This window comes from Chromobacterium rhizoryzae, from assembly GCF_020544465.1.
Lineage (GTDB): Bacteria > Pseudomonadota > Gammaproteobacteria > Burkholderiales > Chromobacteriaceae > Chromobacterium.
The window spans coordinates 4,365,224-4,377,131 of sequence record NZ_CP066126.1; the positions used below are offsets into that span (position 1 = coordinate 4,365,224).

Genomic DNA, 11,908 nt, shown 5'->3' on the forward strand with positions numbered 1-11,908 from the left:
CGCCAGAACACCGGCAACCCACGTTTGGAACTACCCAGCATGAACCTGACCACGCTGACCGCCCTAAGCCCCCTGGATGGCCGCTACGCCGGCCAAGTCGAGGCCTTGCGCAATCTGTTTTCCGAGTACGGCCTGATGAAGTTCCGCATCAAAGTGGAGCTGGAATGGCTGAAGATGCTGGCCGCCGAGCCGGGCATCGAGGAAGTGCCTTCCTTCTCGGAGGCCACCATCCGTGAAATCGACGACGTGATCGCCAACTTCAACGTGCAACACGGCGAAGAAGTCAAAGCCATCGAGGCGCGCACCAATCACGACGTGAAAGCCATCGAATACTGGCTGAAGGAACGCCTGTCCGGCAATCCGGAAGTGATGGCGGCCAGCGAGTTCATCCACTTCGCCTGCACCTCCGAAGACATCAACAATCTGTCGCACGCGCTGATGCTGAAAACCGCGCGCAACACCGTGGTGCTGCCCGCGATCGACGAAGTCATCCACAAGCTGCAAAAACTGGCCCACGAACTGGCCGACACCGCGATGATGTGCCGCACCCATGGCCAGCCTGCGACCCCGTCCACGATGGGCAAGGAGTTGGCCAATACGGTCTACCGCCTGAAACGTCAGCGCGAACAACTGGTTCATCAGGAAATCCTTGGCAAGATCAACGGCGCGGTGGGTAATTACAACGCCCATCTGGTCGCTTACCCCGACATCGACTGGGAAAGCTTCTGCGGCCGCTTCGTCACCGGCCTGGGCCTGACCTTCAACCCCTACACCATCCAGATCGAACCGCACGATTACATGGCCGAGCTGTATCAGGTCCTGGCGCGGGTCAACACCATCCTGATCGACCTGAACCGCGACATCTGGGGCTATATCTCGCTGGGCTATTTCAAGCAAAAAGTGAAGAAAGACGAAGTCGGCAGCTCCACCATGCCGCACAAGGTCAATCCGATCGACTTCGAAAACGCCGAAGGCAATCTGGGCATGGCCAACGCCATCCTGGGCCACTTGGCGGAAAAGCTGCCGGTATCGCGCTGGCAGCGCGACCTGACCGACTCCACTGTGCTGCGCAATATGGGCGTGGGCTTCGGCTACACCATTCTGGGCCTCAAAGCCTGCCTGAAAGGCCTGAACAAGCTGGAAATCAATCCGCAGGCAATCGCATCCGAGCTGGACAATAGCTGGGAGCTGCTGGCGGAGCCGGTGCAAACCGTAATGCGTCGCCATGGCGTGCCCAACCCCTACGAGCAACTGAAAGAGCTGACGCGCGGCAAGGGCGGCATTACCCGTGAAACCCTGCATGCCTTCATCAAGAACCTGGAGTTGCCCGAAGCGGAGAAAGCCCGCCTGCTGGAATTGACCCCGGCCAGCTATATCGGCAAGGCCGCGGAACTGGCCAAGCGCATTTAATCTCGCCTGCGCGAGCAATAAAAAAACCGCCCTCACCCGGCGGTTTTTTTATTCAACGACCATTTAAAAAATGGATAGCCGCGAAAAACAAAAAACCCAGCTTTCAAAAGAAAGCTGGGTTTTTGAATTTGGTTGCGGGGGCAGGATTTGAACCTACGACCTTCGGGTTATGAGCCCGACGAGCTACCAGACTGCTCCACCCCGCGTCAGAGAGGTTGCATATTATACAAGCCCGCTTTGACTGTCAAGATATTTCTACCTTGAGCCAGTTCAGGCGCTCCAATTCACCCAGCCCAGCTGCCATGTCGCCAAGATCACCAAGCCAAAGACGATGCGGTACCAGGCGAACGCATTGAAATTATGGCTGGACACATAGCGGATCAAACCACGCACGGCGAAGAAGGCACTGATGAAGGCCGCGACAAAGCCAACGCCTATCACCGGCACATCGGCGGCGGTGAATTGGTGCCAATGCTTGTACACATCGTAGAAGGTGGCCGCGAACATGGTCGGCACCGCCAGGAAAAAGGAAAACTCGGTGGCGACCTTGCGATCCAGGCCAAACAGCATGCCGCCGATAATGGTGGAGCCCGAACGCGACGTGCCGGGCACCATGGCGAACACTTGGGCACACCCCACTTTCAACGCGTCCTGCCAGCTCATTGCGTCCACGCTGCTCACCCGCGGCACGCGCTGTTTGCGCTCAACCAGCAGAATGATGACGCCGCCCACCACCAGGGCCAGCGCCACCGTCACCGGATTGAACAAATAGTGCTTGATCGCCTTGATCGCGAAAAAACCGATGACCGCCGCCGGCAGGAAAGCCACCAGCAAATTACTGATGAAGCGCAGCGACTGGGCCTCCCGCCGCAAAGCCCCCTGCGCCACGCCCAGAAAGCGCTGCCGGTACTCCCAAACCACCGCCAGGATCGCGCCCAGCTGTATCACCACCTCGAACACGTCGGCATTGTTCTGAAAGTCGATCAGATCCCCGACCACGATCAAGTGCCCGGTGCTGGAAATCGGGAAAAACTCCGTCACCCCTTCGACAATGCCCAGCAATAAAGCCTTGGCCAACAGCATCACATCCATGTCCACCCATCCCCCATCAAGGATTAATACGCACAAAAGGCAGCCCCAGGGCTGCCTTCTTCACCAAGCGTCTTGCTCGATTCTTATTTTTTCTCGGCTCGGGCTTTGGCCACCAGCTCGTTGATCACCTGCACCATGCGCTCCGGCGCCACCGGCGTCACCACGTACTTGCCGTTGACGATCACCGTCGGGGTGCCCTGGATCGCGTAATCGCGGGTCATCTTGGCCGCCTTGGCCACCTGCGCGTTCACGCCGAAGGATTTGTACGCCTGCATCACCTTGGCGGCGTCAACGCCCTTCTGCTGCTTCAGCCAGTTGGCGAACACGCCCTCGTCCGACAGGTTGACGCGCGACTTCACCACGGCCTCGAAAGCCGGGCGATGCAGTTTGTCGTAAGTGCCGGAGGTCTTGAAGGCGGAGAACATGCGCACAAAGCCTTCCATCGACTTCTGCCACACGATCTGTTCCTTGGAGAAGGCCACGTCGGCGGGCTTGCTCTTCTCCCAGGCGCTCATCGCCGGCTCAAGTTCCAGGCAGTGAATGCAATGGTAGGAGAAGAACTCGATCACCTCGACTTTTTTCGGATCCGCCACCGGCTGCGGCGTCGCCAGCATGGTGTAATCCTTGCCCAGCTCAATCGCCGCGTTTGCCAAGCCGCTGAACAGCATCAACGAAAGCAATAACCACTTTTTCATTATCGATTTCCTAAATAGAGGAAGAGTTTATTCCGCCTTGACGACCGTTGCGCCAATGCCGTCCTGCTTCAACTGAGCCTTCACCCGATCCACCTCGTCCTGGCGGTTGTACGGCCCCACCCTGACGCGATGCACCAGCCCCTTTTCCGGCACAGTCACCGACTGGATTTTGGCTTCCACGCCCAGCAAGGCCAGCTTGGCCTTGAGGTTGTCCGCCTCGTCCTGATTCTGGAAGGATCCCAGCTGCAAGTAGACCTTTTTGGCCGGCTGCTGCGCAGAAGGTTCCGTCGCTTTGCCGTTCTTGCCGGGCACCGCATCCACCTGTCCTGGCAGGATCTTATAGAAATCAAAGCGTTGCTCGTCCTTGCCGGCTTCCTTGGCCGCCGGCGCGGCCGGGGCCGGCTTGGCCGGGGTTTCCGTCGGCATCGGCGGCGGAGCGGAAGGCGGCTCCTGAGCCGGCTTGACCGCCGGCGCCGGAGCGGCGGCGGTTTCCGAGGCGGCGTCGGCAATGCGGGTGCCCGGCGCCAGCAGCTCCGTCGGCGGCGCGGAAGCGCCGGCCGCCTTGCGATCCAACTTCTCCAAGTTGCTGAACGGCGTAGAGGACTTATTCAGATACATGGCGAGGCCAACCGCAACGGCAATGCCGACGATCAGACCGATGACGATGCCCGCCACCATGCCGCCGCCTCCGCTTTTGGAGCTGGATGAGCGACCGCGGGAACCACGGGAGGAATTTTTTAAATCTCGATTTGCCATGCAGCACTTACGCTTTTAACTAATCAAATAGTTCAACAAACTATCTGGATTGATCAATTCTTTATTTATTGTTAGCCATTAGGCATTGCGGCGCGTCGTAATTGAATCGCCTGCAACACATGCTCCCGCATGACCATTGCCTGACCCTGTAAATCGGCAATGGTTCTGGAAACTCGAAGTATCCGATGATAACTGCGCGCAGACAAGCCGATCTTGTCCAAAACTTGCCGCAATAATGCCAGCGCCTCGGCGTGAAAATCGCCAATCGCCTCCAGTTCGGCCCCGCTCAAGCCGGCATTCGCCTTGCCCTGCCGGGCCAATTGCAGACGATACGCCGTCTCCACCCGTTCGCGCACCAAAGCGCTGGACTCGCCGACAGCCCCGCCCACCAACTGCTCCGCCGGCAAGGACTGCACTTCAACGTGCAAATCGATGCGATCCAATAAGGGACCGGAGATTTTACCTCGATAGCGCCCCACTTGCTCGGGCGTGCAGCTGCATTTTCCGCTGAAATGCCCAAGATAACCACACGGACAGGGATTCATGGCCGCAATCAGCTGGAAGCGCGCGGGAAAACTGGCTTGGCGCGCGGCGCGCGAGATGTGGATCACCCCGGCCTCCAGGGGCTCGCGCAGCACTTCCAGCACCTTGCGATCGAACTCGGGCAATTCGTCCAGGAACAAGACGCCGTGATGCGCCAGGCTGATTTCTCCCGGCCGCGGATCGCTGCCGCCGCCCACCAGCGCCACCGCGGACGCGGTATGGTGCGGTGAGCGGAACGGCCTTACGCCCCAATCGTCCAGCGCGAAGCCGTCGGTCCCCAAGGAGCGCACGGCGGCGCTCTCCAGCGCCTCTTCGTCCGGCATGCCGGGCAAGATGCCGGGCAGACGCGCGGCCAACATGGATTTGCCGGTGCCGGGCGGCCCCATCATCAAAAGACTATGCCGTCCGGCCGCGGCCACTTCCAGCGCGTGGCGCGCCAGCGGCTGGCCTTTGATGTCTTGTAGATCGGGGTAGTCCGGGGCCGAATGAGGCAAACCGCCTTCTGGTCGATACGGTACCAGCTCGGAGAGGCCGTTGAGAAAGGCGCAGGCTTCCACCAGAGTGCTCACGCCGTACAAGGGCATGCCTTCCAGCACCGCGGCCTCTTTGGCGCTGGCTATCGGCAAGATGAAGGCCCGCCCCGCTTCCCGCGTCCGGCACGCCATCGCCAAGGCGCCGCGGACCGGCCGCAAGGCCCCGGTCAAAGCCAGTTCTCCCGCGATCTCATACTCCGCCAAACGGGGGCAACGCACCTGTCCGCTGGCCGCCAGAATGCCGATGGCGATGGGCAGATCGAAACGGCCGGAGTCCTTGGGCAGATCGGCCGGAGCCAGGTTGACGGTGATGCGCCGGGCCGGAAACTCAAAACCCGAGGTTAAAATCGCCGCGCGCACACGCTCCCGGCTTTCCTTCACCTCAAGGTCAGGCAGGCCGACAATGGTGAATGCGGGCAAACCGTTGGCCAGATGCACTTCCACCGCGACCTCGGGCGCTTCCAACCCTGCCAGCGCCCGGCTTGCCACCACGGCCAGCGTCATATCGCTAGGAGTGGCCGAGTTCTGATTGCGCTTCTACCGCGGCCTGCGTTTCCTCCGGGAATACCTGCGCCTCCAGGCGCCCCAGCTTCAGCTCCAGCTGCGCCAGCTTCTCCCGGGTGCGCACCAGCACCTCCTGCTGCACGTCGAACTCCTCGCGCGTCACCAGATCCATCTTGCTAAAGGTGGAGGCCATCATCGCTTTGACGTTTTTCTCGATGTCCTTGGCCGGGCTGGCGGCGATGGTTTCGCTGATCTTGTTGCCGATTTCCTCAAACAGCTTTTGGCTCAACATGACGCGGCTCCTTATGAGTAAGTGATAACAGTGCAGAGTGTAGCAAAAAGCCAAGTCCGCCACCCGCCGGCGCGCACCCGGCCTAGAGCGATCCGGCCAGGCCCCTCCCCTGACGCCACAGTGCTTGCGGCACCAAATCAGTGCGGCCCGCCACGACCCCATGCACCGGGAAAGTGCCAAAACGGCCAGTACAGGCCTTTTTTGCGTTGCAACATGATCTTAGGGTTTTCTTTTGCGCCAATCAGGCCTGGCACGATTCATGCGTATCGACGCTACAGCAGCGCTCATCTCAAGCCACCGGATCATCAGACCCTAAGGAGCAGTCATGAAACTCGTTTCCGCCATCATCAAGCCCTTCAAGCTGGATGAAGTCCGCGAAGCCTTGTCCGCCATCGGCGTGCAAGGGGTCACGGTTACCGAAGTCAAAGGCTTCGGCCGTCAAAAAGGACACACCGAACTCTATCGCGGCGCCGAATACGTGGTGGACTTCCTGCCCAAGGTCAAGCTGGAGATCGCCATAGACGACGCTTTGCTGGATCAGGTGGTGGAAGCCATCGAAAAGTCCGCCCGCACCGGCAAGATCGGCGACGGCAAGATCTTCGTCTACGACTTGGAACAAGTGGTGCGTATCCGCACCGGCGAAACCGACGCCGACGCGGTCTGAACCGCGATAGAGACACAGGGGAAACGACAATGAAAAAACTGCTCGCAACCATTCAGCTCGCCGGCTTGAGCCTGGCGGCTCCGCTGGCCTTGGCCGCCGCACCGGCGGGTCCGGCGATTGCCGACGCCAAGAGCATCAGCGCCGGCGACACCGCCTGGATGCTGATCTCCACCGCCCTGGTGCTGTTCATGACCATTCCCGGCCTGGCGCTGTTCTATGGCGGCATGGTGCGCAAAAAGAACGTGCTGGCGACGCTGATGCAAAGCTTCGCCATCACCGCGCTGATCACGGTGCTATGGGCGGTCATCGGCTACAGCCTGGCCTTCACCGTCGGCAGCCCCTATCTGGGCGATTTGAGCCGCGTGATGCTGGACGGCATGGTTTACCTCAAAGAGGCCGGCAAACTGGCCGTGCACCCGCTGGCCGGCACCATTCCTGAATCAGTGTTCATGACCTTCCAGATGACCTTCGCCATCATCACTCCGGCGCTGATCACCGGGGCCTTCGCCGAGCGGATGAAGTTTTCCGCCATGCTGGTCTTCATGGCCTTGTGGTCCTTGCTGGTCTACGTGCCAGTGGCTCACTGGGTCTGGGCGCCGGGCGGCTGGATGGCGGACAAGGGCGTGCTGGACTTCGCCGGCGGCACCGTGGTGCACATCAACGCCGGTATCGCCGGCCTGGTGACCGCCTTGGTGCTGGGCAAGCGCGTCGGCTTCGGCAAGGAGGCGATGCCGCCGCATAACCTGGTGCTGACCCTGGTGGGCGCGTCCATGTTGTGGGTGGGCTGGTTCGGCTTCAACGCCGGCTCCGCCGCCGCGGCGGACGGCCGCGCCGGCATGGCGATGGTCACCACTCAGCTCGCCACCGCCGCCGCCGCGCTGGCCTGGATGTTCGCCGAATGGCTCACCAAGAAAAAGCCTTCGGTGCTGGGCATTGCCTCGGGCGCGGTCGCCGGCTTGGTCGCCATCACGCCCGCCGCCGGCTTCGTGGACGTCAAGGGCGCGCTGATCATCGGCCTGGCGGCCGGCGTGGTGTGCTTCTGGGGCGCCACCGGGCTCAAGCACATGCTGGGTTATGACGACTCCCTGGACGCCTTCGGCGTGCATGGCATCGGCGGCATCCTGGGCGCGCTGCTTACCGGCGTCTTCGCCGTCAAGGAAATCGGCGGCGCGGAAGGCAGCCTGGCCGCGCAAGCGCTCGGCGTCGGCGTCACCGCGGCTTATTGCGCCGTCGTCACCTTCATCTTGCTGAAGCTGATCGATATCGCGATCGGACTGCGCGTCGCGGAAGACGAAGAGCGCGAAGGGCTGGACGTGATCCTGCACGGGGAGCGCGTCGAATAAATCCGGATTTTCTTGTTGTGGTAAGGGACTTGGGGCGCCGCTGGCGCCCTTTTTTTGGAAAGCCGCCCATGAAAAAGCCGGCCCTGACGGACCGGCTTTCGCTTGCGGAGTTGAAACCGCTATTTGACGATGCGCAGGCTGGGGCGGCCCGTCGGCTTGGCCGGCGCATCCGGCTCGGACGGCGCTTCCGCCGGCTTGGCCTCCTCGTCGGCCGCCACCGGTTTCAGCGTCGGCGCAGGCGCTTCCGCCTCGCCCAGCTCCACCTCGAATCCCATGCCTTCGCCGGTTTCCCGGGCAAAAATCGACATCACATTGCCTATCGGCACCCAGATGTCGCGGGACACGCCGCCGAAGCGGGCGGAAAACGACAACCAGTCATTGTCGATACGCAGATTCTTGGTGGCCGACAGACCGATATTCAGCACGATCTCGTTGTTTTTCACGTACTCGCGCGGCACATCGGCACGCTCGTTGACCCATACCACCACATAGGGCGTGAAGCCGTTGTCGCCGCACCACTCGTGCAGCGCTCGGATCATGTAGGGCTTGGTGCTGGAGCTCATTGGCAATCCTTATTTGCGCATGGCCTTTTCGGACGGCGTCAGCGAGTCGATGAAGGACTGGCGCTGGAAAATACGCTCGGCGTACTTGAGGATAGGCGCGGAGTTTTTGCCCAGATCGATATTGTAATGCTCCAGACGCCACATCAAGGGCGCGATCGCCACGTCGATCATGGAGAAATCGTCACCCAACATGAACTTCTGCTTGGCGAAAATCGGTGCGATCGTGGTCAGGCCGTCGCGAATGGCTTCGCGAGCCTTGTTCGCTTCCTTGCCGGTGGCGCCGGCTTCCAGCGCCTTCACATGGATGAAGAGCTCGTTTTCAAACCGGTAGAGGAACAGACGGGCGCGCGCGCGCATTACCGGGTCAGCCGGCATCAGCTGCGGGTGCGGGAAGCGCTCGTCGATGTACTCGTTGATGATATTGGATTCGTGCAGGATCAAATCGCGCTCGACCAATACCGGCACCTCATTGTAGGGGTTCATCACCGCCAGATCTTCCGGCTTGTTATGGATGTCCACATCAATGATTTCGAAATCCATTCCCTTTTCAAAAAGCACGATGCGGCAACGCTGGCTGAACGGGCAGGTAATTCCGGAGTAAAGAGTCATCATGGCAGGAGGAAATCCTTAACTAACAATGGGTTGATTCAGCTGGGCATTCTAGCACTTTCCGTCCACCAATTTCCAGCACCGCATCATAAGCCAATGATTAAAAAGAAAAAAGGCGGATTTCTCCGCCTTGATCAAATCAAGCAACCGGGCTTAATGCACGTCGCGCCAGTACTCTTTCTTCAGGAAATACGCCAGCGGCAACAGCAACAGCGACAGGAACATCAACACGACATAACCGATCTGCTGACGCTTCACCTGAGCAGGTTCGCCCACATAGACCAGGAAGTTGGTCAGGTCCGCCATCCGCTTGTCGAACTCCACGGTATTGGCTTTGCCGTTCTCCAGCTTGGTCAGGGTGCCGGCCTTGATCAGCTCCAGCTTGTGCTCTTCGTGGCCTTCCGCGTTCTTCTCGGTCTTCAGCACCTGCTCGCCTTGCCACTCCCAGAAGATGTGCGGCATGCCCACCTTGTCGAACACCGCGTTGTTCCAGCCAGTCGGCCGGCTCGGGTCCCGGTAGAAGCCACGCAGATAACCATACAGGTAATCTGCGCCGCGGGAACGCGCGATCAGCGACAAGTCCGGCGGCGTGGCGCCGAACCAGGCTTGAGCATCCTTCTTGTTCATCGCGATATTCATCGGATCGCCGATTTTGGCGCCCACCGGCAGCAGATTCGCCTTGATCTGCTCTTCGGTCAGGCCGATATCAGTCAGGCGGTTGTAACGCATCGCGCTGGCCGAATGGCAGGACAAGCAGTAGTTGGTGAAGATCTGCGCGCCGCGTTGCAGGCTTTCCGTATCTTGAATATTGATCGGCGCCTTGGGCAGCTTGGGGCCTTCGCCGGAAGCCAGGGCCGTAGCGCTGAACGGCAGCGCCAGCGCCATGGCCGCGATCAGGTGGCGGATTTTGCTTTTCATGAGTCCTCTCCCCTTTTTACACGTTCATGGCGAATACGGCGGCGGCCACCACGGTCACCACCACCAGCACCGCAAACCGGATCTGACGCTTGGCGTTGGTATCCGTCACCCGCGTCGGCACCGGGATGCTGCCTACATCGTTCTTGGTGTAGAACGGCATGCCCAGGAAGAAGACGAAGTAGACGAACGAGAGCACCTGCGCGATCACGGTGCGGGCATTGGTGGACGGCAAAGCGCCCAGAATGCCAAGACCGATGAAGGACACGATGAACAGGACCAGCATGAACTTGAACTTGGGGCCACGGTAGCGGATGGATTTCACCGGCGAGCGATCCAGCCACGGCAGGAAGGCGATCAACACCACCGCCGCGCCCATCGCGATCACGCCCCACACCTGGGTGCCCAGGAAGGACGGGATGGCGCGCAAGATGGCGTAGAACGGCGTGAAGTACCATACCGGCGCGATATGCGGCGGGGTCTTCAGCGGGTCGGCCTGGTCGAAGTTGGGCTTCTCCAGGAAGTAACCGCCCATTTCCGGCATGAAGAAGACAATGGCCGAGAACACGATTAGGAACACCACCACGCCCAGCACATCCTTGACGGTGTAATACGGGTGGAAGGGAATGCCATCCAGGGGAATGCCCTTGTCGTCCTTCAGCTTCTTGATCTCAACTCCGTCCGGGTTGTTGGAGCCCACTTCGTGCAAGGCGATCAGGTGAGCCACCACCAGCGCCAGCAGCACCAGCGGCACCGCGATCACGTGCAGCGCGAAGAAGCGGTTCAGCGTGGCGTCGGACACCACGTAGTCGCCGCGGATCCACACCGACAGGTCCGGACCGATTACCGGGATGGAGCCGAACAGGTTGACGATCACCTGCGCGCCCCAGAACGACATCTGGCCCCAAGGCAGCAGATAACCCATGAAGGCTTCCGCCATCAGGCACAGGAAGATCAGCGTGCCGAACACCCACACCAGTTCGCGCGGTTGCTTGTAGGAACCATAGATCAGGCCGCGGAACATGTGCAGATAGACCACCACGAAGAACATCGAGGCGCCGGTGGAGTGCATGTAGCGGATGATCCAGCCGCCGGCCACATCGCGCATGATGTATTCGACCGAGGCGAAGGCGACCGGAATGCCGGCGCCATTCAAGGTGCCGTCCGGTTTGTAGTTCATGGTCAGGAAGATGCCGGTAACGATCTGGATCACCAGCACCAGCATGGCCAGCGAACCGAAGAAGTACCAGAAGTTGAAGTTCTTCGGCGCGTAATACTCGGTGACGTGCTCTTTGAGCATCGACGATAACGGAAAACGTTCGTCCACCCAGTTGAGCAGCTTTTGTCCTTTAGTCATGTAGCCCCCTCAGCTTATTTGTCTTCGCCAATCAGCAGGCGGGTGTCGGACAGATATTTGTGCGGCGGAATTTCCAGGTTCTTCGGAGCCGGCACGCCTTTATAGACGCGCGCGGCCAAGTCGAACTTGGAACCATGACAGGGGCAATAGAAGCCTCCCACCCAGTCCGGGCCCAGATCGGCGGGCGCGATGTCCGGACGGTGGGTCGGCGAACAGCCCAAATGCGTGCAGATGCCGACGGCGATCAGCAGCTCAGGCTTGATCGAACGGTGCTCGTTCTGGCAATACGTCGGCTGCTGATCCATTTCGGACTTGGGATCCACCAGCTTCTCGTCCAGCTTCGGCAGGTTTTTCAATTGCTCCGGCGTGCGGTTCAGCACCCATACCGGCTTGCCGCGCCACTCGACGTTGATCTTCTGGCCCGGCTCGATCTTGCCGATATCCACCTCGACGGGAGCGCCGGCGGCCTTCGCCCTCTCGGACGGGAAGAAACTCATCAGAAACGGCGTCGCCACTCCGGCCGCCGCCACACCACCAACAGCGCTGGTTGCAACCGTCAGAAAGCGACGGCGCCCCGCATCGACTTGTTGTTCACTCATTACAGTCATCCTCAAACGTGGAAACCGAGCCCA

The 11,908-nt window shown here is 60.4% G+C and carries 13 protein-coding genes and 1 tRNA gene; 3 read left to right on the top strand and 11 right to left on the bottom strand.

The window, feature by feature from the left end:
* The first annotated feature begins 39 nt into the window (after positions 1 to 39).
* Positions 40 to 1,410 (top strand): adenylosuccinate lyase, encoded by a 1,371-nt coding sequence (gene purB, locus JC616_RS19840; protein ID WP_107800590.1) that lies wholly within the window; start codon positions 40 to 42, stop codon positions 1,408 to 1,410.
* A 129-nt stretch (positions 1,411 to 1,539) separates the two neighbouring features.
* Here purB and JC616_RS19845 read toward each other — a convergent pair.
* From JC616_RS19845 to JC616_RS19870, 6 genes are all read right to left on the bottom strand, one after another.
* Positions 1,540 to 1,616, bottom strand: a tRNA-Met gene (locus JC616_RS19845).
* Positions 1,617 to 1,680: 64 nt separating this feature from the next.
* Positions 1,681 to 2,502: an undecaprenyl-diphosphate phosphatase gene (locus JC616_RS19850; RefSeq protein ID WP_107800591.1), complete on the bottom strand. Its 822-nt coding sequence runs from the start codon at positions 2,500 to 2,502 to the stop codon at positions 1,681 to 1,683.
* A gap of 83 nt (positions 2,503 to 2,585) precedes the next feature.
* Positions 2,586 to 3,197: a thiol:disulfide interchange protein DsbA/DsbL gene (locus JC616_RS19855; protein ID WP_107800592.1), complete on the bottom strand. Its 612-nt coding sequence runs from the start codon at positions 3,195 to 3,197 to the stop codon at positions 2,586 to 2,588.
* Positions 3,198 to 3,224: 27 nt separating this feature from the next.
* The gene (locus JC616_RS19860) at positions 3,225 to 3,875 is read right to left on the bottom strand and encodes an SPOR domain-containing protein (protein ID WP_227104945.1); all 651 of its coding nucleotides are present in this window, start codon (positions 3,873 to 3,875) and stop codon (positions 3,225 to 3,227) included.
* 149 nt (positions 3,876 to 4,024) lie between these two features.
* Positions 4,025 to 5,533, bottom strand: coding sequence for a YifB family Mg chelatase-like AAA ATPase (locus JC616_RS19865; RefSeq protein ID WP_227104947.1), 1,509 nt, complete (start codon positions 5,531 to 5,533; stop codon positions 4,025 to 4,027).
* Between the two features lie 4 nt (positions 5,534 to 5,537).
* Positions 5,538 to 5,825, bottom strand: a complete 288-nt coding sequence (locus JC616_RS19870; protein ID WP_227104949.1) for an accessory factor UbiK family protein — start codon at positions 5,823 to 5,825, stop codon at positions 5,538 to 5,540.
* A 325-nt stretch (positions 5,826 to 6,150) separates the two neighbouring features.
* Here JC616_RS19870 and glnK point away from each other — a divergent pair, with 325 nt between their 5' ends.
* Together glnK and JC616_RS19880 are read left to right on the top strand one after the other, a co-directional pair.
* Positions 6,151 to 6,489 (top strand): P-II family nitrogen regulator, encoded by a 339-nt coding sequence (gene glnK, locus JC616_RS19875; protein ID WP_227104951.1) that lies wholly within the window; start codon positions 6,151 to 6,153, stop codon positions 6,487 to 6,489.
* 29 nt (positions 6,490 to 6,518) lie between these two features.
* Entirely contained in the window at positions 6,519 to 7,832 is a 1,314-nt protein-coding gene (locus tag JC616_RS19880) for an ammonium transporter (RefSeq protein WP_107800596.1), read from the top strand.
* A gap of 119 nt (positions 7,833 to 7,951) precedes the next feature.
* On the opposite strand, the gene JC616_RS19885 is transcribed toward JC616_RS19880, so the two are convergent.
* From JC616_RS19885 to petA, 5 genes are all read right to left on the bottom strand, one after another.
* Positions 7,952 to 8,395, bottom strand: a complete 444-nt coding sequence (locus JC616_RS19885) for a ClpXP protease specificity-enhancing factor (RefSeq protein ID WP_227104953.1) — start codon at positions 8,393 to 8,395, stop codon at positions 7,952 to 7,954.
* Between the two features lie 9 nt (positions 8,396 to 8,404).
* Complete coding sequence (locus tag JC616_RS19890) at positions 8,405 to 9,007, bottom strand: glutathione S-transferase N-terminal domain-containing protein (protein WP_039756141.1); 603 nt, start codon at positions 9,005 to 9,007, stop codon at positions 8,405 to 8,407.
* A 150-nt stretch (positions 9,008 to 9,157) separates the two neighbouring features.
* Positions 9,158 to 9,922 (bottom strand): cytochrome c1, encoded by a 765-nt coding sequence (locus JC616_RS19895; protein ID WP_107800598.1) that lies wholly within the window; start codon positions 9,920 to 9,922, stop codon positions 9,158 to 9,160.
* A 16-nt stretch (positions 9,923 to 9,938) separates the two neighbouring features.
* On the bottom strand, positions 9,939 to 11,276 hold the full coding sequence (locus JC616_RS19900; RefSeq protein WP_107800599.1) for a cytochrome b: 1,338 nt from the start codon (positions 11,274 to 11,276) through the stop codon (positions 9,939 to 9,941).
* A 14-nt stretch (positions 11,277 to 11,290) separates the two neighbouring features.
* Entirely contained in the window at positions 11,291 to 11,875 is a 585-nt protein-coding gene (gene petA / locus JC616_RS19905; protein ID WP_107800600.1) for a ubiquinol-cytochrome c reductase iron-sulfur subunit, read from the bottom strand.
* Between the last annotated feature and the right edge of the window lie 33 nt (positions 11,876 to 11,908).

Excerpts from the sequence above, each read along its gene's own strand:
- purB (WP_107800590.1), top strand. The coding sequence starts at position 40 with ATGAACCTGACCACGCTGACCGCCCTAAGCCCCCTGGATGGCCGCTAC.
- JC616_RS19850 (WP_107800591.1), bottom strand. The coding sequence starts at position 2,502 with ATGGATGTGATGCTGTTGGCCAAGGCTTTATTGCTGGGCATTGTCGAA.
- JC616_RS19855 (WP_107800592.1), bottom strand. The coding sequence starts at position 3,197 with ATGAAAAAGTGGTTATTGCTTTCGTTGATGCTGTTCAGCGGCTTGGCA.
- JC616_RS19860 (WP_227104945.1), bottom strand. The coding sequence starts at position 3,875 with ATGGTGGCGGGCATCGTCATCGGTCTGATCGTCGGCATTGCCGTTGCG.
- JC616_RS19865 (WP_227104947.1), bottom strand. The coding sequence starts at position 5,533 with ATGACGCTGGCCGTGGTGGCAAGCCGGGCGCTGGCAGGGTTGGAAGCG.
- JC616_RS19870 (WP_227104949.1), bottom strand. The coding sequence starts at position 5,825 with ATGTTGAGCCAAAAGCTGTTTGAGGAAATCGGCAACAAGATCAGCGAA.
- glnK (WP_227104951.1), top strand. The coding sequence starts at position 6,151 with ATGAAACTCGTTTCCGCCATCATCAAGCCCTTCAAGCTGGATGAAGTC.
- JC616_RS19880 (WP_107800596.1), top strand. The coding sequence starts at position 6,519 with ATGAAAAAACTGCTCGCAACCATTCAGCTCGCCGGCTTGAGCCTGGCG.
- JC616_RS19885 (WP_227104953.1), bottom strand. The coding sequence starts at position 8,395 with ATGAGCTCCAGCACCAAGCCCTACATGATCCGAGCGCTGCACGAGTGG.
- JC616_RS19890 (WP_039756141.1), bottom strand. The coding sequence starts at position 9,007 with ATGATGACTCTTTACTCCGGAATTACCTGCCCGTTCAGCCAGCGTTGC.
- JC616_RS19895 (WP_107800598.1), bottom strand. The coding sequence starts at position 9,922 with ATGAAAAGCAAAATCCGCCACCTGATCGCGGCCATGGCGCTGGCGCTG.
- JC616_RS19900 (WP_107800599.1), bottom strand. The coding sequence starts at position 11,276 with ATGACTAAAGGACAAAAGCTGCTCAACTGGGTGGACGAACGTTTTCCG.
- petA (WP_107800600.1), bottom strand. The coding sequence starts at position 11,875 with ATGAGTGAACAACAAGTCGATGCGGGGCGCCGTCGCTTTCTGACGGTT.